General features: G+C 71.6%; 14 protein-coding genes and 1 pseudogene. 8 read left to right on the top strand and 7 right to left on the bottom strand.

The window, feature by feature from the left end; genetic code table 11:
* Positions 1 to 466 precede the first annotated feature (466 nt).
* A complete protein-coding gene (locus A9G05_RS14120) occupies positions 467 to 1879 on the bottom strand; it encodes a PLP-dependent aminotransferase family protein (RefSeq protein ID WP_069561583.1) in 1413 nt (470 codons plus the stop codon).
* Between the two features lie 87 nt (positions 1880 to 1966).
* Here A9G05_RS14120 and A9G05_RS14115 point away from each other — a divergent pair, with 87 nt between their 5' ends.
* Genes A9G05_RS14115 through A9G05_RS14105 form a run of 3 tightly spaced genes read left to right on the top strand, consistent with a single transcriptional unit; the run spans position 1967 to position 3466 of the window.
* Positions 1967 to 2410, top strand: a complete 444-nt coding sequence (locus A9G05_RS14115; RefSeq protein WP_069561582.1) for a GNAT family N-acetyltransferase — start codon at positions 1967 to 1969, stop codon at positions 2408 to 2410.
* A 13-nt stretch (positions 2411 to 2423) separates the two neighbouring features.
* Positions 2424 to 3038: an FMN-dependent NADH-azoreductase gene (locus A9G05_RS14110; protein ID WP_069561581.1), complete on the top strand. Its 615-nt coding sequence runs from the start codon at positions 2424 to 2426 to the stop codon at positions 3036 to 3038.
* Positions 3035 to 3466 (top strand): carboxymuconolactone decarboxylase family protein, encoded by a 432-nt coding sequence (locus A9G05_RS14105; RefSeq protein ID WP_069561580.1) that lies wholly within the window; start codon positions 3035 to 3037, stop codon positions 3464 to 3466. Before A9G05_RS14110 ends, A9G05_RS14105 begins: the two co-directional genes overlap by 4 nt.
* A 3-nt stretch (positions 3467 to 3469) precedes the next feature.
* Here A9G05_RS14105 and A9G05_RS14100 read toward each other — a convergent pair whose 3' ends face one another.
* Together A9G05_RS14100 and A9G05_RS14095 are read right to left on the bottom strand one after the other, a co-directional pair.
* Positions 3470 to 3925 (bottom strand): DUF2214 family protein, encoded by a 456-nt coding sequence (locus A9G05_RS14100; RefSeq protein WP_044411196.1) that lies wholly within the window; start codon positions 3923 to 3925, stop codon positions 3470 to 3472.
* 11 nt (positions 3926 to 3936) lie between these two features.
* Positions 3937 to 5316 (bottom strand): MATE family efflux transporter, encoded by a 1380-nt coding sequence (locus A9G05_RS14095; RefSeq protein ID WP_069561579.1) that lies wholly within the window; start codon positions 5314 to 5316, stop codon positions 3937 to 3939.
* A 210-nt stretch (positions 5317 to 5526) separates the two neighbouring features.
* Here A9G05_RS14095 and A9G05_RS14090 point away from each other — a divergent pair, with 210 nt between their 5' ends.
* The 4 genes and pseudogenes from A9G05_RS14090 (at position 5527) to A9G05_RS28465 (ending at position 15101) form a co-directional block, all read left to right on the top strand.
* Positions 5527 to 10443: an alpha-2-macroglobulin gene (locus A9G05_RS14090; RefSeq protein WP_069561578.1), complete on the top strand. Its 4917-nt coding sequence runs from the start codon at positions 5527 to 5529 to the stop codon at positions 10441 to 10443.
* A gap of 98 nt (positions 10444 to 10541) precedes the next feature.
* Positions 10542 to 12899, top strand: coding sequence for a peptidoglycan glycosyltransferase PbpC (pbpC, locus tag A9G05_RS14085; protein WP_371850564.1), 2358 nt, complete (start codon positions 10542 to 10544; stop codon positions 12897 to 12899).
* A gap of 270 nt (positions 12900 to 13169) precedes the next feature.
* Positions 13170 to 14237: pseudogene (locus tag A9G05_RS28470) on the top strand (cache domain-containing protein); the annotation flags it as partial.
* A gap of 126 nt (positions 14238 to 14363) precedes the next feature.
* Positions 14364 to 15101, top strand: a complete 738-nt coding sequence (locus A9G05_RS28465) for a methyl-accepting chemotaxis protein (RefSeq protein WP_371850565.1) — start codon at positions 14364 to 14366, stop codon at positions 15099 to 15101.
* Positions 15102 to 15122: 21 nt separating this feature from the next.
* Here the strand turns inward: A9G05_RS28465 and A9G05_RS14075 are convergent, their stop codons facing one another.
* The 3 genes from A9G05_RS14075 to A9G05_RS14065 all read right to left on the bottom strand — a co-directional run bounded on the left by A9G05_RS14075 (position 15123) and on the right by A9G05_RS14065 (position 17738).
* Entirely contained in the window at positions 15123 to 16244 is a 1122-nt protein-coding gene (locus A9G05_RS14075) for a GGDEF domain-containing protein (protein WP_069561575.1), read from the bottom strand.
* A 98-nt stretch (positions 16245 to 16342) separates the two neighbouring features.
* Positions 16343 to 16789: a DMT family transporter gene (locus tag A9G05_RS14070; protein ID WP_069561574.1), complete on the bottom strand. Its 447-nt coding sequence runs from the start codon at positions 16787 to 16789 to the stop codon at positions 16343 to 16345.
* Positions 16790 to 16853: 64 nt separating this feature from the next.
* On the bottom strand, positions 16854 to 17738 hold the full coding sequence (locus A9G05_RS14065) for an MBL fold metallo-hydrolase (RefSeq protein WP_069561573.1): 885 nt from the start codon (positions 17736 to 17738) through the stop codon (positions 16854 to 16856).
* A gap of 106 nt (positions 17739 to 17844) precedes the next feature.
* Between A9G05_RS14065 and A9G05_RS14060 the strand changes: the two genes are divergently transcribed.
* Positions 17845 to 18744, top strand: coding sequence for a LysR family transcriptional regulator (locus A9G05_RS14060; protein WP_069561572.1), 900 nt, complete (start codon positions 17845 to 17847; stop codon positions 18742 to 18744).
* Between the two features lie 259 nt (positions 18745 to 19003).
* Here A9G05_RS14060 and A9G05_RS14055 read toward each other — a convergent pair whose 3' ends face one another.
* Positions 19004 to 21013 (bottom strand): NADPH-dependent 2,4-dienoyl-CoA reductase, encoded by a 2010-nt coding sequence (locus A9G05_RS14055; RefSeq protein ID WP_069561571.1) that lies wholly within the window; start codon positions 21011 to 21013, stop codon positions 19004 to 19006.
* Between the last annotated feature and the right edge of the window lie 148 nt (positions 21014 to 21161).

The raw sequence follows: 21161 nt of genomic DNA, 5'->3' as shown, positions 1-21161 counted from the left end.
TGCGTAGGATGCGGTGAGCTCGGCGAACCGCATCAATCCACGCCCAGCCCGCGGTGATGGGCTTCGCACAGCTCAGCCCATCCTACGGGTGCCTTGGCGCCATCCGGTGAGCGCCGATCCACCTTCTATTGCGCAGGTTTCGGGTGTTATCCCCAGGATCTGGGCGCCGGTAATTGGTGGATGAAAAGAGCGTCCTCCACCCCGACGTGCGCCTCCACCCCCACCGCCCCGCAGGGTGTATCGCGCTTCACCGATCCACCGTCTCGACGCCGGAGCGGTGTGAGCCCGTAGGATGCGGTGAGCTCGGCGAACCGCATCAATCCACGCCCAGCCCGCGTTGATGGGCTTCGCACAGCTCAGCCCATCCTACGGGGGCCTTGGCGCCATCCGGTGAGCGCCGATCCACCGTTCGGCACGGGCTTCCAGACAGAAGCGGTGGGCTGAAGCCCACCCTACGTTTGGGTGTTTACCCGGTCGCTTCGACGGCGGCCCGCAACCGCTGGGCCAGGTGCCGGGCCTCGTCGGGGGTGGCGATGTTGGTGAAGCCCAGCGCCAGCCCCGGTGCGCCCCGGCTCTCCAGGCGCCAGCGCGACAGTGGCACCACCGCCAGCCCCGCCTGGCGGGCGCGCTGGGCGATGGCGGTGTCGTCCTCGCCGTCTGCCAGGTAGGCCAGCAGGTGCATGCCGCCGGCCTGCTGGTCGATCCGCAGGCCCTCGCCAAACGCGGCCAGCAGCGCCTCCCGCGTGTGGGCGCGGCGCTCGGCATAGAGGCTGCGCATGCGCTTGAGGTGGCGGGCGAAATGCCCCTGCTCGATGAAGTCCGCCAGGGCCGCCTGCATCAGCTCCGGGCAGCCGCTGGGGAACAGCCGCGCACTGTGGCCGAAGGCCTCCACCTGCGCCGCCGGCACCACCAGGTAGGCCATGCGCAGGCCGGGGTAGAGCACCTTGCTCAGGGTCCCGGCGTAGAGCACCCGGCCGGCCTCGTCCAGGCTCTTCAGCGCCGGCAGCGGGCGGCCGTGGTAGCGGTACTCGCTGTCGTAGTCGTCCTCGATGATCCAGGCCTCGGCCCGGCGCGCCCAGTCCAGCAGGGCCAGGCGGCGGGGCAGGGACAGCGCCACCCCGGTGGGGCTCTGGTGGGTCGGGGTGACCAGGGCGAAGCGCGCATCGGCGGCCCGCCGGCAACCGGCCTCCACCACCAGCCCCTCGCCGTCCACCGGCACCGGCACGCAGTCCAGCGGCAGCGCCGCGAGCATCTCGCGGGCGTGGTGATAGCCCGGGTCCTCCAGCCAGATGCGGTCCCCCGGGCGCATCAGCGTGCGCTGCACCAGCGCCAGGCTGGCGAGGTGGCCGGTGGTGATGAACACCTGCTCGGGCGCGCAGCGAATCCCCCGGGACACCCCCAGGTACGCCGCCAGGCTTTCCCGCAGCGGGCGGTGGCCCACCGGGTCGGGCGTCATCATCGCCGGGCCGGCCAGGGCCCGCAGGTGGCGTTGCACCAGGCGCGTCCACAGCTTGCGGGGGAAGGCGTCCAGGGCCGGCAGGCCGAGCTGGAACGGCGCCAGCCGGGGCGCCTCGGCTGGCGCCGCCATGGGGGCCGGCTCCGGCGTGGCCGGGCGCTCCGGCAGGCTGCCGCCCAGGCGCGGCGACACCCGCGTGCCGGCCGGGCCATGGGCCTCCGCATAGCCCTCGCCGATCAGCATCTGGTACGCCGCCTCCACCGTGCCCCGCGCCAGGTTCAGCTCGCTGGCCAGGGCCCGCAGCGAGGGCAGCCGCGCCCCTGGCGCCAGGCGACCCTGCTCGATGGCCTCGCGCAGGCGTTGGTAGAGCTGCAGGAACAGCGGCGTGTCGAGGGTGCGGTCCAGCGACGGGCGGGTGGTCATGGCCTGGTCATTTCCTCGAATCTTGGCTCTGTAGGCTGGGACAAGGGCGCCCTAGAGTAGCGCCCAACCCCCCACCGGACAGCCCCCATGAGCGACGCCCCCCTGCAGTTGCACCACCTCGAAGCGGACGAACCCGCCCTGCGCGCGGCCTTCGGCCTGATGCACCAGTTGCGCCCGCGCCTGACCGACGCCGAGGCCTTCGTCCAGCGCATCGCCCGGCAGCGCCAGCAGGGCTACCGGCTGCTGGCCGCCAGCCAGGACGGCCGCCTGCTCGGGCTGGCCGGCTACCGCACCCAGGACAACCTGATCCACGACCGCTTCGTCTACGTCGACGACCTGGTCACCGCCGAAGGCGCCCGCAGCCAGGGCGTCGGCGCCGCGCTGCTGGCGGAGGTGGAGCGGCTGGCGCGCGCCGACGGGTGCGCCAAGCTGGTGCTGGACACCGCCCCGGCCAACGCCCTCGCCCAGCGTTTCTACTTCCGCCAGGGCCTGCTCGCCACCGGCCTGCACTTCAGCCGTTTTCTCACCTGACCCGGAGGACCCCATGCCCCGAACCCTGCTCATCGACTGCAGCCCCAACGGCGAAGCCTCCCTCGGCGGCCGCCTGGCCCGCGAGATGGCCGCGCGCCTGCAACCGCGCAGCGACCTGCAACTGCGTGACCTGGTGGCTGAACCGCTGCCGCCGCTGACCGGCGACTATGCCCGCGCCCTCATGACCCGCGCCGCCCAGGACGACCCCGCCTTCGCCGTATCGGAAACCCTGGTGCGTGAAGTGGAGGCCGCCGACCACCTGCTGATCGCCACCCCCATGCACAACTACATGGTGCCGGCCTGCCTCAAGCTCTGGCTCGACTACGTGGTGCGCATCCAGCGCACCTTCACCCTGCGCAACGGCACCAAGGACGGGCTGCTGGAAGACCGGCCCTGCTTCGTGGTCATCAGCTCCGGCGGCACCTACCTGGGCGCGCGGGCCAGCCAAGCCGACTTCCTCACCCCCTACCTGCGCCACATCCTCGGAGTGATCGGCCTGCACCACGTCGAATTCTTCCACCTCCAGGGGCTCGCCCAGGGCCCCGAAGCCGTCGCCCAGGCCGAGCAGCAGATCCGCGCCCGGCTGGACACCCACCCCTACTTCAACCCCATCGGAGCCCTCCCATGAGCGCACTCAGACTGCCGTACAGCGAACTGTCCCCCCGTGCCTACCAGGGCCTGCTCAGCGTCAAGAACGCCCTGCAGGACAGCCCCCTGGGCAAGCCCCTGATCGAACTGGTGTACCTGCGCATCTCGCAGATCAACGGCTGCGCCTTCTGCCTGGAGATGCACAGCCGCGCCCTGCGCGCCGGCGGCGAACAGCAGGCCCGCCTGGATGCCCTGGCCGGCTGGCGAGTGAGCGGGTTGTACAGCGAGCGCGAGCGTGCCGCGCTGGAATGGGCCGAGTCGCTGACCCGGCTGGAAGGCAGCGGCGCCCCCGACTCGGCCTACGAGCCGCTCAAGGCGCATTTCAGCGACACCGAGATCAGCGACCTCAGCTTCGCCTGCGCCCTGATGAACGCCTTCAACCGGCTGGCCGTGGGGATGCGCCAGTAAGGCTCAGCCGATCACCCCGAACCCCCGCGCCATCAGCGCGCCCAGCAGCGGCAGCACCAGCAGCAGGGTCAGCTCGGCGCGCAGGGTGATCACCAGCAGCTTGCCGGTGCGCGGCGACAGCACCGGCACCTGGCCGGCCTTGACGCTGTTGCGCCAGCCGAGGAACACCACCGTAGGGAAGGTGGAGAGCAGCGCCACCAGCACGAACAGCCCGACCTTGGCGTGGAACAGGCTGTTGTGCAGGTAGTAGGCGCTGCCCTTGCCGAACCACAGCACCCGCGCCAGCCCCGTGGCCAGCACCAGGCTGGCGGTGATGCCGTAGGCGATGTCGATGCGCATCAGGCTGCGGGCCCGGTCCAGGTCCAGCGGCAGCTTGAACAGGCGGTGCTCCAGCACCAGCAGCGCGAACAGCAGGAAGATCGACAGGTAGTGCAGGTAGGCGGCAATCGCATCGGCCATGGCAGGCTCCTTCAGCGGGCAGGGGAGGGGGAAGCGTTCGAGGGCACAGGCGCCCCGGCGAACCAGGCATCGTGTCGCTGCAGGCGCCAGGCCAGGCCCGCCAGGCTGAGGCCGCGCAGCGCCATGAAGCCCAGGAAGGCCAGCCACAGCCCGTGGTTGCCCAGGCCCGCCAGGGCCAGCCCCAGCGGCAGACTCAGCAGCACCGCCAGCAGCATCGCGTTGCGCATCTCGCGGGCGCGGGTGGCGCCGATGAACAGGCCGTCCAGCAGGTAGCTCCATACCGCCACCAGCGGCAGCAGCGCCAGGTAGGGCAGGTAGCGGTGGGCCACCGCGCGCACCTCGGCGATGTCGCTCTGCAGGTCGATGAACAGCCCGCCGCCGAGCAGGAAGAACAGCGCAAATCCCAGGCTGGCGATCAGCGACCAGCCACCCGCCACCACCAGGGCCCGGCGCAGCTCCGCGCGGTTGCCGGCACCGATGGCGTGGCCGCACAGGGCCTCCACCGCGTGGGCCAGGCCGTCCAGCGCATAGGCGGTCACCAGCAGGCCATTGAGCAGCAGCGCGTTGGCCGCCACCGTGGCATCGCCCAGTCGCGCGCCCTGCACCGTGAGCAGGAAGAACACCAACTGCAGCGCCAGGGAACGGATGAAGATGTCGCGGTTCACCGCCAGCAGCGGCCGCCAACTGGCCCAGCGGCGCAAGGCACCCGCCACGATGCGCCCCGGGTGGCGCCGCAGCGCGCCCCGGGTCAGCGCCAGGCCGATCAGTGCGCCGAACCACTCGGCCGTCACCGCCGCCTTGGCCGCGCCGGCCACGCCCCAGTCCAGCCCGAGCACGAACCACAGCGCCAGGGCGATGTTCGCCAGGTTGGTCCCCAGCAGGATCGCCAGCGGCGCCCGAGCGTTCTGGGTGCCGAGGAACCAGCCCACCAGCGCGTAGTTGGCCAGGGCCGCCGGCAGCCCCAGCAGGCGCAGGTGGAAGAATTCGCGGGTCAGTTGGTCCAGCTCCGCCGAGGGCGCCATCAGCCCCAGGGCCAGGTGGCCGAAGGGCAGGGCCAGCAGCCCCAGGCCCAGCGCCAGGACCCCGGCCAGCAGCAGGCCCTGCAGCAGCACCTGGCGCAGCGCACCGCCATCGGCCCGTCCGGCGGCCTGGGCAGCGAAGCCGGTGGTGCCCATGCGCAGGAAGCCGAGCACGCCGATCATCAGCGTGTAGAGCATGCTGCCCACCGCCACGGCGCCCAGTTGGTGGGCATGGGGCAGGTGGCCGACCACGGTGCTGTCCACCAGCGCCACCAGGGGCACGGAAACGTTGGAGAGGATCATCGGCGCGGCCAGTCCCCACACCCGTCGGTGGGTGGGGCGGTGCCGCCAGGCGTCGCGAATCGGGCTCATTCTCGGGCTCCGCAAGGGCAGCGCAGTATAGCGGCGCAAGCGCGTGAGGCGTCGACTGGAGGGCGTCTCCAGAAACTGCCTGCGTGGATTGAGAACAGACCCAAGCGGAACATGTACGCCGTCCAAAGCGTGAAGGCGGCGACTTTACTGGCATCACGGCTCGTCTATAGTTGCCGCGCGCGCAGCCGCGCGTCCCGCCCCGGAGTCACCATGTCGTCGTACAAAGGATTGTTACTGGCCCTCTCGCTGGGGCTGCTTGCCGCCTGCGATTCCTCCACCCCCGAACACACCGCCGAGAAGGCCGCCGCCGAACCCGCTGCCCAGGTCCAGGCGCCCCGCGCGCCGGTGGACACCGCTGCGCTGGCCAAGCGCTACGCCGGCCGCGAGCTGAAGGTGGTGGACATCTCCGAAGTCCAGCTCGACGGCGCCAGCGCCCTGTCGGTGAGCTTCTCCGTGCCGCTGGACCCGGAGCAGCCCTTCGCCGAACGCCTGCACCTGGTGGACAAGGCCAGCGGCAAGGTGGACGGCGCCTGGGAGCTGGACGACACCCTCATGGAGCTGCGCCTGCGCCACCTGCAGCCCAAGCGTGACCTGGAGCTGACCATCGACGCCGGCCTGCGCGGGGTGAACGACGCCCGCCTGGCCAGCGCCAGCGTCAGCCAGTTGCGCACCCGCGACCTGCAGCCCTCGGTGGGCTTTGCCAGCCGCGGCTCGCTGCTGCCCAGCCGTCTTGCCGAAGGCCTGCCGGTGATCGCCCTCAACGTCGACGCTGTGGACGTCGACTTCTTCCGCGTGCGCCCCGCCGAGCTGCCCAAGCTGCTCGCCCGCTGGGGCCGCCGCAGCCAGATGAGCTACTGGGACAGCGACGCCCTGCTGCGCACCGCCGACCTCGTCTACTCCGGGCGCTTCGACCTCAAGCCCGCGCCCAACACCCGCGAGAACCTGCTGCTGCCCATCGCCGGCATCGAGCCGCTGAAACCGGCCGGCGTGTACCTGGCGGTGATGCGCCGCGCTGGCCGCTACAGCTACAGCAACCCCGCCACGCTGTTCACCCTGAGCGACATCGGCCTTTCCGCACACCGCTTCGGCGGCCGCCTGGATGTCTTCGCCCAGGCCCTGGAGGGCGGCAAGCCCCAGGCCGAGGTGAACCTGCAACTGCTCGACTCCGAAGGTGCCGTGCTGGCCGAGGGCAAGACCGACGACAAGGGCCACCTGCGCCTGCCGCTGACCGACAAGGGCCGCGTGCTGGTGGGCCACCAGGGCGACCAGATCAGCCTGCTGCGCCTGGACACGCCGGCCCTGGACCTGTCCGAGTTCGACATCGCCGGGCCGGCCCAGCAACCGCTGCAGTTCTTCGTCTTCGGCCCGCGTGACCTCTACCGCCCCGGCGAGACCGTGCTGCTCAACGCGCTGCTGCGTGACCGCGACGGCCGCGCCCTGGCGCCCCAGCCGGTGAGCGTCGAAGTGCGCCGACCGGACGACCAGGTCAGCCAGAACTTCGTCTGGACCCCCGACGCCAACGGCCTCTACCAGCACCAACTGGCCCTTTCGGGGGACGCCCCCGCCGGCCGCTGGCAATTGCTCATTGACCTCGGCAACGGCCACAAGCAGCTCTACGAATTCCAGGTGGAGGACTTCCTCCCCGAACGCATGGCCCTGGAGATCAAGGGCAGCGACACGCCCCTGGAACCCGGCGACGTCGCCCGCTTCCAGGTGCAGGGGCGCTACCTCTACGGCGCCCCGGCTGCCGGCAACCGCCTCACCGGCCAGCTCTACGTGCGGCCGCTGCGCGAAGCGGTGAAGGCACTGCCCGGCTACCAGTTCGGCTCGGTGACCGAAGAGGAGCTGAGCCAGGACGTGGAGCTGGACGAGGTCAAGCTCGACGAAGCCGGCAAGGGCGCCCTGGAGCTGGAAAGCCGCTGGGCCAGCGTCCGCTCGCCGCTGTCGCTGACCCTGCAGGCCAGCCTGCTGGAGTCCGGCGGCCGCCCCGTCACCCGGCGCCTGGAGCAGCCGGTGTGGCCCGCTGCACGCCTGCCCGGCCTGCGCGGCGTGTTCACCGACGACCAGGTGGACATGAACGGCATGGCCGAAGTGGAACTGCTGATCGCCGACCCCGAGGGCAACAAGCTGGCCGCCCAGGGCGTCAAGGTGCGCCTGGTGCGCGAGCGCCGCGACTACTACTGGAGCTACGACGACGACGGCGGCTGGAACTACCACTACAACGCGAAATTCCTCATCAGCGACGAACGCCTGGTGGACGTCGCCGCCAACGGCACCACCCGCGTCAGCTTCCCCGTGCAGTGGGGCCCCTATCGGGTCGAGGTGGAAGACCCGCAGACCGGGATGGTCAGCAGCCTGCGCTTCTGGGCCGGCTACCGCTGGCAGGACAACACCGAAGGCGGCGCCGTGCGCCCCGACCAGGTCAAGCTGGTGCTGGACAAGCCCGCCTACAGCGGAGGCGACGTGGCGCGCATCAGCGTCACCCCGCCGGCGGCCGGCAGCGGCTACCTGCTGGTGGAATCCGCCGACGGCCCGCTGTGGTGGCAGAACATCGACGTGCCCGCCGAAGGCCGCACCTTCGAGGTCCCGGTGAGCAGCGTATGGACCCGCCATGACCTGTACGTCAGCGCGCTGGTGGTGCGCCCTGGCGAGCGCAAGGAGCGGGTCACCCCCAAGCGCGCCGTCGGCCTGCTGCACCTGCCCCTGGAGCGCGCCCCGCGCAAGCTGGCACTGACCCTGCGCGCCGCCGAGAAGATGCGCCCCAACCAGCCCCTGGCCGTGCACCTGCAAGCGAAGAACGCTGACGGCACCCCGGCGCGCCAGGCCCATGTGCTGGTGGCGGCGGTGGACGCCGGCATCCTCAGCATCACCGACTACGCCACCCCCGACCCCTTCGCCGCGCTGTTCGGCCGCAAGGCCTACGGCGCTGACCAGTTGGACGTGTACGGCCAACTGATCGAAGCCGGCCAGGGGCGCCTCGCCTCCCTGGCCTTCGGCGGTGACGCCGGCCTCGCCGCCGGTGGCAAGCGTCCGCCGAGCAAGGTGCGCCTGGTGGCCCTGCAGAGCGTGCCGGTGACCCTCGACGAGCAGGGGGAAGGCGACGTCAGCCTGGACATCCCCGACTTCAACGGCGAGCTGCGGCTGATGGCCCAGGTGTGGACCGACGAACGCTACGGCATGGCCGAAGGCAAGACCGTGGTGGCCGCGCCACTGGTGGCCGAACTGGCCGCCCCGCGCTTCCTCGCCGGCGGTGACGAGACCAGCGTCGCCCTCGACCTGACCAACCTCTCCGGCCAGCCCCAGGCCCTGGACGTGAAGCTGGAGGCCGACGGCCTGCTGCGCCTCGCCGAGGCCCCCGCCGGGCAGACCACCCCGCTGCAACTGGCCGACGGCCAGCGCACCACCCTGCGGGTGCCGGTGCGCGCCCTCAGTGGCTTCGGCCAGGGCAGCATCCGCGTCACGGTCAACGGCCTGGCCCTGCCCGGCGAGGCCCTGGCACCGCTGACCCGTGACTGGACCCTGGGCATCCGCCCGGCCTGGCCGGCGCAGACCCGCAGCTTCCGCGCGGTGCTCAAGGGCGACAGCTGGAGCCTGCCCGCCGGCACCCTGGCGGCCTTCGAGACCATCGGCCGCGAGGTCCGGCTGTCGGTGTCCGCGCGCCCGCCGCTGAACATCGCCGAGCACATCCGCGCCCTGCGCGCCTACCCCTATGGCTGCGCCGAGCAGACCACCAGCGGGCTCTACGCCTCGCTCTACCTCGACGCCGCTACCCGCCAGCGCCTGGGCCTGGAGGACGAGCCCGACGAGCAGCGGCGCAAGGCCATCGCCATCGGCATCGGGCGCCTGCTGGGCATGCAGCGCTTCAACGGCAGCTTCGGCCTGTGGAGCAACGAGAGCGACGAGGAACCCTGGCTGACCGCCTACGTCACCGACTTCCTCCAGCGCGCCCGCGAGCAGGGCTTCGACGTGCCCGCCGCCGCCCTCGCCAAGGCCAACGAGCGCCTGCTGCGCTACCTGCAGGACCGCAACCAGATCGACGTGAACTACACCGACAACAGCGACTACAGCCGCTTCGCCGTGCAGGCCTACGCCGGCTACGTGCTGGCCCGCACCCAGCAGGCACCCCTCGGTGCCCTGCGCAGCCTGTTCGAGCGGCGTGCCGACTCGCGCTCGGGCCTGGCCCTGGTGCAACTGGCCGTGGCCCTCAAGGCCATGGGCGACCAGCCCCGCGCCGACCAGGCGCTGGAGGCCGGGCTGGCGGCCCAGGCCGTGCGTGGCGACGGCTGGTACGCCGACTACGGCAGCACCCTGCGGGACGAGGCGCTGATCCTCGCCCTGCTGGAGGAAAGCGGCCTGGCGCCGGATCAGGTCGACGCCCGCCTGTTCCCGCTGTCGGATCGCCTGGCCGGCCGTGACTGGCTGTCGACCCAGGAGCGCAACGCGCTGTTCCTCGCCGGTCGCCACCTGATCGGCAAGCCCGAGCCGGACTGGCAGGCCAGCCTGGACATCGCCGGGCAGGCCCGCACCCTGGACCGCGACCACGCCAACCTGCGCCTCGACGAGCAGGCCCTGGCCGAACCGCTGACCCTCACCAGCCGCAGCCCGGCGCCGCTGTACCAGCGCCTGACCCTGTCCGGCTACCCGGCACAGGCACCGAAGGCGGGCGGCGAGAACCTCTCGATCCAGCGCGACTACCTGGGCCTGGACGGCACGCCCGTGGACATCCGCGACCTGCGCAGCGGCCAGCTGGTGCTGGTGCACCTCAGCGTGCAGGCCCACGAGCGCACCCCCGACGCCCTGGTGGTGGACCTGCTGCCCGCCGGCCTGGAGCCGGAGAACCAGAACCTGGCCCACAGCGCCGCCAGCCTGCAGGACGCCAGCCAGGAAGTGCGCGGCCTGCAGGAGTCCATGCAGGGGGCGGCCATCAAGCACCAGGAGTTCCGCGACGACCGCTACGTAGCCGCCGTGGACGTCAGCGGCTACGACATCACGCACCTGCTCTACCTGGCCCGCGCCGTGACCCCCGGCACCTACCGCGTGCCGCCACCCCAGGTGGAGTCCATGTACCGGCCGCAGTGGCAGGCCCTGGGCGATGCGCCGGAGGTGATGGTGATCCACGACCGCTGATGGCCTCGCCTCCGGTCTTGGCGATGCCCTGAAGGCCGGCCCCACCCCCTTGCGGTGGCGGGGCCGGCCGTTGTCCGATGCTGCCTGGAGTGCCCTTCGTGTCGTTGCTTTCCACCTGCCACCGTGGCGCCCGCCGCCTGGCGCGGCGCCGCTGGATCAGCGTGCCGCTCCTGCTGCTGGCGCTGCTGTGGCTGGCCGACCGCCTGTTCCCGCTGCCACTTCCGGTCGACGACCGCGCACGGGTGGTGCTGGCCGAGGACGGCACCCCGCTGTGGCGCTTCGCCGATGCCGACGGCGTGTGGCGCTACCCGGTGACCCCGGACCAGGTCTCGCCCTATTACCTGGAGGCGTTGCTCACCTACGAGGACCGCTGGTTCTACCGCCACCCCGGGGTCAACCCGCTGGCCCTGGGGCGCGCCGCCTGGCAGAACCTCAGCGGCGGCCGGGTGCTCTCCGGCGGCAGCACCCTGTCGATGCAGGTGGCGCGGCTGCTCGACCCCCACCCGCGGACCTTCACCGGCAAGCTGCGCCAGTTGTGGCGCACCTTGCAGTTGGAATGGCACCTGTCCAAGGCGCAGATCCTCACCCTCTACCTGGACCGCGCACCCTTCGGCGGCACCCTGCAGGGCGTCGCGGCGGCCAGTTGGGCCTACCTCGGCAAACCGCCCTCGCAACTGACCCGCGCCGAGGCCGCCTTGCTCGCGGTGCTGCCCCAGGCCCCCAGCCGCTTGCGCCCGGACCGCCACCCCGAGCGCGCCACCGCCGCGCGGGACAAGGTGCTCAAGCGCCTCGCCGAGTACGGCGTGTGGCCCCAGGCGGTGGTGGACGAAACCCTGCAGGAGCCGGTGCTGCTGGCGCCGCGCCAGGAGCCGAACCTGGCGCCGCTGCTGGCGCGGCGGCTGAACCGGCCGGGCAGCCCGCCGCTGATCCGCACCACCGTCGACGCCGCCCTGCAGCGGCGGCTGGAAAGCCTGCTGCTGGGCTGGCGGGCGAAGCTGCCGGAGCGCACCTCGGCGGCGATCCTGGTGGTGGAGCACCCGAGCATGGCGGTGCGTGCCTACCTGGGGTCGGTGGAGCTGGACGACGCCCGCCGCTTCGGCCACGTCGACATGGTCACCTCGCTGCGTTCCCCCGGCTCCACCCTCAAACCGTTCCTCTATGGCCTGGCCCTGGACGCCGGGCTGATCCATTCCGAATCGCTGCTGCAGGACGTGCCGCGCCGCTACGGCGACTACCGCCCCGGCAACTTCTCCACCGGTTTCAGCGGGCCGGTGGCGGCCAGCGAGGCCCTGGCCACCTCCCTCAACCTGCCGGCCGTGCAATTGCTGGAGGCCTACGGGCCGAAGCGCTTCGCCGGTGAGCTGCGCAGCGCCGGCCTGCCGCTGGTGCTGCCGGCCGGCGCCGAGCCGAACCTGGCGCTGGTGCTGGGCGGTGCCGGAGCGCGGCTGGAGGACCTGGTGGGCGCCTACGCCGCACTGGCCCGCGAGGGCCGTGCCGCTGCACCGCGCTTGCAGCCGGACGAGGGACTGCGCGAGCGGCGCCTGCTGTCCCCCGGAGCGGCGTGGATCGTGCGGCGCATCCTCGCCGGCCAGTCCCGCCCGGACCTGGACCCCCAGGCCCCGGCGCCGCTGGGCCCGCTGCTGGCCTTGAAGACCGGCACCAGCTACGGCTTCCGCGATGCCTGGGCCATGGGCGTGGGGCCGCGCTACCTGGTGGGCGTGTGGATCGGCCGCCCCGACGGCACCCCGGTGCCGGGCCAGTTCGGCCTGGCCTCGGCGGCGCCGCTGCTGATGCAGGTGCACGATGTGCTGCTCAACCGCGACGCCCAGCGCGGCGTGCTGCCCCCGGCGGACACACGCCCGGACTCGGTGGGCATCGCGGCGATCTGCTGGCCCCTCGGCCAGCCCCTGGACCGGGACGACCCCAACTGCCGCCGGCCGCGCCTGGCCTGGACCCTCGACGGCACCACCCCGCCGACCCTGCTGGCGGCCGACCAGCCGCTGGGCCTGGGCCTGCGCCAGACCTGGTGGGTGGACGCCCAGGGCCGGCGCACCGCGCCGGGCTGCTCTGGCACCCAGCCCCGCGAGGTGGCGCTGTGGCCCGCCCCGCTGGAGCCCTGGCTGCCCCGGCGCGAACGCCTGGCCGGGCGCCTGCCGCCGCCCTCGCCAACGTGCCCGCCGGTGTTGCTGCCCGGCGCCGCGCCGCTGTCCATCGTCGGCCTGCGCGAAGGCGAGCAGGTGCGCCGCCCGGCGGCCAGTGCGGGCCCGCTGCGGGTGCGCCTGTCGAGCCTGGGAGGCAGTGGCCGGCGCTGGTGGTTCCTCGACGGCACGCCCCTGGGCGAGAGCAGCCCGGAAGGCGCCCTGGACGCATGGCCCGGTGAGGTGGGGAGCCACCAGTTGAGCCTGCTGGACGAGGCCGGGGCGACCGCGCGTCTGGAGTTCCGGGTGATCGACTAGCGCCGCTCGCGCAACTTGACCTTTAGGTCGAGAAAACAGGGTGGGCGGGCTGCCGGATCGTCCGGCTTCGTGTATACAATCCGCCGTCCCGCCCGGCCCCCGTGCCTTCGCGCGCGGTCGGGCGCGTAACCGGACAGGCATGTCCGAACGCCTCGCCCCCTCCCCAGGAGCCCCACCTGCCCGCCCCGGATCGTAGCGGCTCGTCGGCGCGTGCCGGCGGAGCAGGGCGGTCGCGTGCCTTTCAGCCACACAGTCCCAGGAGACAGGCCCATGCGCCTCTGGCAACGCAGTATCCAATGGCAGTTGATCCTCAGCATGGGCGCGGCCCTGCTGGTGAGCATCCTCATCGTGGTCGGTCTCTACTCGGCGGTGGTCTTCCGCCTGAGCGACCGCTACCTGGTGGGCGAGGCGTTGCCCAAGAGCACCCTGGCCATCCGCAACGACCTGGAGCGGGTGCTGGCCGAGCCGCTGACAGCGGCGCGCTCCCTGGCGGACAACAGCCTGGTGCACGACTGGCTCGGCGCCGGCGAGGACCCGGCGCGCCAGGCGGACTTCGTGCGCTACCTGGGCGGCGTGCAGGCGCAGCACAACGCCCTGGTCACCTTCCTGGTCAGCCAGGACAGCGGGCACTACTACACCGGCAAGGGCCTGGACCGCACCCTGACCCGTGGGCCGGCGGAGAACGCCTGGTTCTACGGCTTCCTCGATGGCGGCAAGCCGCGCTCGCTGGACATCGACGTGGACAAGAACACCCGCCTGCCGACGCTGTTCATCAACCAGCGGGTCAGTGCCGGTGGTCGCACCCTGGGGGTGGCGGGCCTGGGCTACGGGCTGGGGGCGATGTCGGCGATGATCCGCGACTTCCGTTTCGGCGAGAGCGGCCGGGTGTACCTGGCCAGCGCCGACGGCAAGGTGAAGATCCACCCGCAGTCGGACTACAACGACAGCCGCACCCTGGCCGACCTGACCAGCGCCGACGCCGCCCGCGCGCTGCTGGGCGGCCAGGGCCAGGCGGTGCGCTTCGAGCGTGACGGCCAGCCCTTCCTGGCGCTGGCCCAGCCGCTGCAGTCGGTGGACTGGGTGCTGGTGAGCGAGGTGCCCGAAGGCGAGATCTACGCCGAGGCACGCCAGGCGCTGATCACCACCTGCCTGGTGGGCATCGGCGTGGCGCTGCTCTCGCTGTTGCTGGTGGTGCTGCTGGCCCGTGGGCTGGTGCGGCCGATCCGCCAGGTGACGGCGGCGCTGGTGGAGATCGGCGGTGGCGGTGGCGACCTGACCCGGCGCCTGGACGACAGCCGCGCCGACGAACTGGGCGACCTGGCACGGGGCTTCAACCGCTTCCTGGAGAGCCAGCGCGGGCTGATCGCCGACGTGCTCGGCACCAGCCACAGCCTGCGCGATGCGGTGGGCCAGGTGACCAGGGTGGTGGAGAACACCGCCCAGCGCGCCGGCCGCCAGCAGGAGATGACCGACATGGTGGCCACGGCGGTCCACGAGATGGGCCTGACCGTGCAGGAGATCGCCCGCAACGCCGGCAGCGCCGCGCTCAGCTCGCAGAAGGCGCGGGACGAAGCGGTGCAGGCGCGCCAGGTGGTGGGGGATTCCATCCGTCACATCGAGCGCATGTCCGGGGAGATCGGCGAGGCGGCCATGGCGGTCACCGAGCTGGCCGAGCAGGTGGCGTCCATCGACCAGGTGCTGGCGGTGATCCGGGGCATTTCCGAGCAGACCAACCTGCTGGCACTGAACGCCGCCATCGAAGCGGCGCGGGCCGGCGAAATGGGTCGCGGCTTCGCCGTGGTGGCCGACGAGGTGCGCACCCTGGCCAGCCGCACCCAGGCGTCCACCGACGAAATCCAGCAGATGATCCAGCGCCTCAAGAGCGGCGCGGAAACGGCCGTCAGCTCCATGCGCGCCGGGCAATCGGCCACCGGCACCGGCGTCGAGGCCAGCCAGCGCACCGGCCAGTCGCTGTCGGCGATCACCGACCAGGTGGAGGCCATCAGCGACATGAACCACCAGGTGGCGGCGGCCACCGAAGAGCAGTCCTCGGTCACCGAAGAGATCAACCGCAACGTGCAGGGCATCGCCGACCTGGCCGGTGCCACCGCCGGCGAGGTGCGCGGCTGCCGCGAGGAGTGCCAGGCACTCAGCCGGCTGGCCGACGACCTGGCCGGGCAGGTGGGGCGCTTCCGCCTCTGAGGCTGGGCGGCGGGTGGCGGCCTAGGCGGTCTCCACCCGGTCGCGGCCGCGGCTCTTGGCGCGGTACAGGGCATCGTCCACGCGCTTGAAGAAGGCCTCGGCACTGGCGTCGTGCTGCGGGTCGAAGCAGCCGACGCCGAGGCTGGTGGTCATCGGCAGGGTGTGCCCGTCATAGGTCAGGCCCTCGCGGGCCAGGGCGGCGCGGAAGCTCTCGCCCAGTTGCACGGCCTGCTCCCGCGTGGTGCCGGGCATCAGCACGCCGAACTCTTCGCCACCCAGGCGCAGCAGGGCGTCGCTGTCACGGCGGAACACCTGGCGCATGCGCTGGGCGAACTGCTCCAGGCAGCGGTCGCCGGCGGTGTGACCGTACTCGTCGTTGATGCGCTTGAAGAAGTCGATGTCCAGCAGCACCAGCGACAGCGGCGAGCCCTCACGGGCGGCGTGGGCGACCATGGCCGGGAACAGGTTGTTGAACTGGTGGCGGTTGCCCAGCAGGGTCAGCCCATCGGTGCGGCTGAGGGCATCCAGGCGCTGGCGCTGCAACAGCAGCTCCATCTCCAGTTTCAGGGTGCCCTGGTATTCGCGGTGGCTGCGGTTGAGGGCCAGCAGCAGGTAGCTGAGGTAGAAGGCCAGGGTCACCAGCTCGGCGGTGAGCCGCTCGGGGGCCAGCAGCATCGCGGCCAGGCCCGGCAGGTACAGCAGCATCAGCGCGAACATGGCCCAGGTGCGACGCATGGCGAAGTTGAAGGCCATGGCGGTGCCGAAGGCGACGGTGCTGAGGGTGCCGATGATGCGGGCGTCCCGGAAGTCGGGCGCGAGGATCATGTAGGCATGGGCCAGGCCCCAGGCCAGGCAGGTGAGCAGGATCAGCCCCCAGTGGGTGTCCAGCCAGCACTTGAGCTGCGCCTGGGTGGCGGCCGTGCCCGGACAGTGGCGGAGGCGCGCCACCAGCAGGGCGCCGAACAGCAGCGTGCCGCCCAGGCCCAGCAGCAGGTGCTCGCCGGGGGCGGCGCTGAAGGCCCAGGCAATGATCCAGGCCAACAGGTAGTAGAGGCCGCCAAGGCGGGTGCGGGTGCGGGTGTCCTGGATCTCGCGCCAGAGCGGGAAGGTCTCCGGCTGGTGGGGCAGCTCTGTGTCAGTCATGCGTTGTGATCACAAATACGGCTGGTGGCCAGAGCTTACCCGGTTCCGTATTGACATCAACTGGCCACTGTCTTGTCAGACCTTTGTCTGACGGCCGGTCAGCCGCGGCGGATCAACCACACACCGGCGATGATCAGGCCCAGGCCGGCCAGCTTGCCGACACTGATGGGGGCCTCGCGGTAGCCGGCCCAGCCGAAATGATCGAGCGCCAGGGCCATGCTCAACTGCCCGGCGAGCACCAGCGTCATGAACAGCAGCGCGCCTATGCGCGGCCCGGCGAAGGCGGCGGTGGCGATGAACACGGCCCCCAGCAGGCCGCCGCTCCAGTGCCACCAGGTGAGGCCCTTGAGCACCGTGAAGCTGGGCAGCTCGCGTTGCGCGGTGGCGACGATGAACAGCGCCACCGTGCCCACCAGGAAGGAGATCAGCGCCGCGCTCATGACGCTGGAGACCTGCCTGGCCAACTGGCCATTGATGCCCGCCTGGAGCGGGAGGAAGGAACCGGCGACGAAGGGCAGGGCGAGCAGCCACCAGGCATTGGGCATGGGGGAATCTCCTGAAACGAAGAGGGCGGCGATTATGCCGCCGCCCCCCGGTCGCTGTCTCAGATCAGGGCCACTGCATCTCGCCCTTGAGCACCTTGGCGCTCAGTTCCAGGTCTTCCACGCCGTGCAGGTCGGGGTAGCGCTTCTTCATCGCGGCGACCAGGGCCTGGGCGTCCTTGGCGCGGGGCAGTTCCTGCTCCAGAGCCTTGAGGTAGTCGCGGGTGAACTGCAGGTCGCCCAGGCCCTTGGCCGGTTCGCCCAGGTAGTGGCCGGGGACCACGCGTTGCGGTTGCAGCGCTTCCAGGGCGTCCAGCGCGCCGACCCAGTTGCGGCGGGATTCGACGGTCTGCGAGTCGGCGGTCCAGACATGCATGTTGCCGCTGACCAGCACGCCACCCAGCACGGTGCGCAGGGACGGCACCCAGAGGCTGGTGTGGCTCGGGTCCGGACCTTCCAGGCCGATCACACGGATGCGTTCGCCTTCCAGGGTCAGGCTGTCGCCCTGCAGCGGTTGCGGCACCACCAGGTTGCGCGGTGCGCCGTCCTTGAGGATCGGGCCCCAGTGGGCCAGCTTCAGGTCCTTGGTGGCCTGGATGTGGGCGATGGTCTGCGGGGTGGCCAGTACCTTGGCGTCCGGGAAGGCGCGCACCAGGGTGTCCAGGCCGAAGTAGAAGTCCGGGTCGCCGTGGCTGATGAAGATGGTGGTCAGGCGGCGGCCGCTGGCCTGGATACGCTTGACCAGGTCATCGGCCTGGTGGCTGGAGAACTGCGCGTCCACCAGCAGGGCGTCCTTCTCGCCCAGCAGCAGGGAGGAGCTGACCGGGAACACGGCTTTCTCGCCGGGGTTGTAGACCTGCAGTTCCAGGGGTTGCTGGGCCAGGGCGCTGCCGGCGGCGGCGCTGAGCAGGGCGCCGGCCAGCAGGCGGCGGATGAGAGCGAACGGGGCCATGGTGGGCTACCTCGGTGAGTGGGTGACGGCGTGCAGGATAGTTGCGTGATAGACGGCAAAAAACGCCATAATCCGCGCTTCTTTATTGCACATAGCGAGCATAGACATGGATCGGATCACTGCCATGCGCGTCTTCGTCGAAGTGGTGGAGCGGGGCAGCCAGACCGCCGCTGCCGATGCCCTGGACATGTCGCGGGCGATGATCTCGCGCTACCTCGCCGCGCTGGAGGAGTGGGCCGGCGCACGCCTGCTGCACCGCAGCACCCGGCGCCTGAGCCTGACCGGCACCGGCGAGCAGATGCTGCCGCAGTGCCGGGAGGTCTGCGCCCTGGCCGAATCCATGCAGAGCCTCGGGCGTGACCACCGCGAGGCGCCCAGCGGCCGCCTGCGGGTCACCTGCAGCCAGTCCTTCGCCCAGGCCTGGCTGGTGCATGAGATCGGCCGCTTCCAGCAGCAGTATCCGGCGGTGGGCATCGACCTGCTGGTGAACAGCCAGGCGGTCAACCTGATCGAGGAACGCATCGACCTGGCCCTGCGCATCACCAACCAGCTCGACCCCAACCTCATCGCCCGGCGCCTCGGCACCTGCCGCTCGATGGTCTGCGCCACCCCGGACTACGTCGCCCGCCACGGCCTGCCGCGTACCCCCGAGGACCTGGTGCGCCATGACTGCCTCACCTACTCCTATTTCGGTCGCAGCCTGTGGACCTTCTTCCGTGACGACGAGCCCAGCGCCGTGCCGGTCAGCGGCCGGCTCAGCGCCAACGAATCCATGGTGTTGCTGGAGGCCACCCTGGCGGGGCAGGGCATCAGCCTGCAACCGCGCTACTCGGTGGCTGCCCTGGTGCGCAGCGGCGACCTGGTGCAACTGCTGCCCGACCATGAGCCCCAGGTGCTCGGCATCTACGCCCTATACGGCAGCCGCCGGCAGATGCCCCACGCCCTGCGCCTGCTCCTCGACCACCTCGCCGAACGCCTGCAGGACGACACCGACTGGGATGCGTGAAGCACCCAGCGGCCCATGAGCGCGGCATCGGTGGATCGACCCCACCGCCATGCACCCCGATGGGCTTCGCACAGCTCAGCCCATCCTACGGATGGAGCGGGCCGTAGGATGCGGTGAGCTCGGCGAACCGCATCGATGTTGAAAGTGCTCCCACAGGGTGTTGCCACACGGGTTGGGGGATCGACCGTAGGGTGGGCCGGACGGCGTTCCGCTTCAGCCCACCGGCTTCTATCCACATGGCCAGGAATCTCGAAGACCCTCACAACCGCGCGGCCAATTCGGCGCCTTCGCGGATGGCGCGCTTGGCGTCGAGTTCGCCGGCGCGGCGGGCGCCGCCTATGAGGTGCAGGCGCAGGTGGTCGGAGCCCTGCACCGGGTGCAGGTCGCGCACGGGTTCCTGGCCGGCGCAGATCACCACGTTATCCACAGGCAGCACCTGCTCGCGCCCGTCGTGGCGGATGTGCAGGCCGTCGTTGTCCACGCGCAGGTATTCCACCCCGCCCAGCATCCGCGCGCCCAGGCGTTGCAGGTGGGCGCGGTGGACCCAGCCGCTGGTCTTGCCCAGCCCCCGGCCGAGGGGTGCCGGCTTGCGTTGCAGCAGCCACAGCTCCCGCTGCGGCTGCAGGGCGAGCGGCGGAACCAGCCCACCGGACGTGGTGCCTTGCAGGTCGATGCCCCACTCGGCGCGCCAGCGTGCCGGGTCCGGCGTGTGCGGCTGCAGCAGGAAGGCCGCCAGATCGAAGCCGATGCCACCGGCCCCCACCAGCGCCACCCGTTCGCCCACCGGCGCGCCCAACAGCACCTCGGCGTAGCTGAGCACCCTGGGGTGTTCGCCGCCCGGCAGCGCCAGCGCGCGGGGGCGCACCCCGGTGGCCACCACCACCTCGTCGTAATGGCCGCTCAGCTCGCCGGGGCCGATGCGGCGGTTGAGCACCAGCTCCACCCCCAGCTCTGCCAGACGGGTGCGGAAGTAGCGCAGCGTCTCGTCGAACTCCGCCTTGCCGGGGATGCGCCGGGCCAGGTTGAACTGCCCGCCGATCTCGCCCGCCGCCTCGAACAGCGTCACCCGGTGCCCGCGCTCGGCGGCCACGCAGGCGGCGGAAAGCCCCGCCGGCCCGGCGCCGACCACGGCGATGCGCTTGGGCTGGCGGGTGCGGCGGTAGCGCAGCTCGGTCTCGAAGCCGGCCCGTGGATTGACCAGGCAACTGGCGCGGCGGTTGGCGAAGGCGTGGTCCAGGCAGGCCTGGTTGCAGGCGATGCAGGTGTTGATCGCCTCGGGCCGGCCCGCCGCCGCCTTGGCGACGAACTGCGGATCGGCCAGCAGCGGCCGGGCCATGGACACCAGGTCCGCCTGGCCGTTGGCGATCAGCGCCTCGGCCAGCTCCGGGGTGTTGATGCGGTTGCTGGCCACCACCGGCACCTGCAGCACGCGCCGCAGCCGTGCGCTGACCTCGGCAAAGGCCCCGCGCGGCACCGAGGTGACGATGGTGGGCACCCGCGACTCGTGCCAGCCGATGCCGGTGTTGAGCAGGTCGATGCCGGCCGCCTGCAGCGCCAGGGCGATCTGCTGCACCTCCTCGGCGGTGTTGCCGCCCTCCACCAGGTCCAGCAGCGACAGGCGGAAGCCAATGGCGAAGCCGTCCCCGGCCATGCGGCGGATGCGCCGGACGATCTCCACCGCCAGGCGCATACGGTTCTCCAGCGAGCCACCCCAGCGGTCGCGGCGCTGGTTGGTGCGCGGGCAGAGGAACTGGTTCAGCAGGTAGCCCTCGCTGCCCATGATCTCCACCCCGTCGTAGGCCGCCGCCTTGGCCAGCCGCGCGCAGCGCACGAAGGCCCGCAGGGTGCGCTCGATGCCCCGCTCGCTCAGCTCGCGCGGGGCGAACCAACTGATGGGGGACTTCAGCGGCGAGGCCGACACCACCAGCGGGTGATAGCCGTAGCGCCCGGCATGCAGGATCTGCAGCAGGATGCGCCCGCCCTCGGTGTGCACCGCCTGGGTCAGGCGGCGGTGGGCCGGCACTTCCAGGCCGCGGGTCAGGCTGCTGCCGAAGGGCAGCAACCAGCCCTCCCGGTTGGGCGCGAAGCCGCCGGTGATGATCAGCCCGACGCCGCCCCGCGCCCGCTCCCGGTAGTAGGCCGCCAGCTTGTCGAAGTCCCGCAGGCGGTCTTCCAGGCCGGTGTGCATGGAGCCCATCACCACGCGGTTGCGCAGGTGCAGCGGGCCGACGTGCAGGGGCGAAAGCAGGTGGGGATAGGCTGTGTTCATGGCGGACCGGGGCGGGGAGAAGGGCCTTCACCATAGGAAGTTGCGCCCGGCGGGATAACGGCCCGGTTGACGTGCCGCTCGGGCATTTCGGTCAAACCATTGCTCTGGGTCCATGCGCGGTGCGGTTCGCTTGACTAAGCTTCCAAGG

The organism is Pseudomonas sp. ENNP23 (assembly GCF_001728945.1).
GTDB classification, from domain to species: Bacteria; Pseudomonadota; Gammaproteobacteria; order Pseudomonadales; family Pseudomonadaceae; genus Metapseudomonas; species Metapseudomonas otitidis.
Note: the sequence above shows the minus strand (reverse complement) of the source record. Positions and strands in the feature narration are given on the sequence as shown.

Coding starts and splice junctions, on each gene's coding strand:
- A9G05_RS14120 (WP_069561583.1), bottom strand. CDS start 1,879: ATGACCACCCGCCCGTCGCTGGACCGCACCCTCGACACGCCGCTGTTC.
- A9G05_RS14115 (WP_069561582.1), top strand. CDS start 1,967: ATGAGCGACGCCCCCCTGCAGTTGCACCACCTCGAAGCGGACGAACCC.
- A9G05_RS14110 (WP_069561581.1), top strand. CDS start 2,424: ATGCCCCGAACCCTGCTCATCGACTGCAGCCCCAACGGCGAAGCCTCC.
- A9G05_RS14105 (WP_069561580.1), top strand. CDS start 3,035: ATGAGCGCACTCAGACTGCCGTACAGCGAACTGTCCCCCCGTGCCTAC.
- A9G05_RS14100 (WP_044411196.1), bottom strand. CDS start 3,925: ATGGCCGATGCGATTGCCGCCTACCTGCACTACCTGTCGATCTTCCTG.
- A9G05_RS14095 (WP_069561579.1), bottom strand. CDS start 5,316: ATGAGCCCGATTCGCGACGCCTGGCGGCACCGCCCCACCCACCGACGG.
- A9G05_RS14090 (WP_069561578.1), top strand. CDS start 5,527: ATGTCGTCGTACAAAGGATTGTTACTGGCCCTCTCGCTGGGGCTGCTT.
- A9G05_RS28465 (WP_371850565.1), top strand. CDS start 14,364: ATGACCGACATGGTGGCCACGGCGGTCCACGAGATGGGCCTGACCGTG.
- A9G05_RS14075 (WP_069561575.1), bottom strand. CDS start 16,244: ATGACTGACACAGAGCTGCCCCACCAGCCGGAGACCTTCCCGCTCTGG.
- A9G05_RS14070 (WP_069561574.1), bottom strand. CDS start 16,789: ATGCCCAATGCCTGGTGGCTGCTCGCCCTGCCCTTCGTCGCCGGTTCC.
- A9G05_RS14065 (WP_069561573.1), bottom strand. CDS start 17,738: ATGGCCCCGTTCGCTCTCATCCGCCGCCTGCTGGCCGGCGCCCTGCTC.
- A9G05_RS14060 (WP_069561572.1), top strand. CDS start 17,845: ATGGATCGGATCACTGCCATGCGCGTCTTCGTCGAAGTGGTGGAGCGG.
- A9G05_RS14055 (WP_069561571.1), bottom strand. CDS start 21,013: ATGAACACAGCCTATCCCCACCTGCTTTCGCCCCTGCACGTCGGCCCG.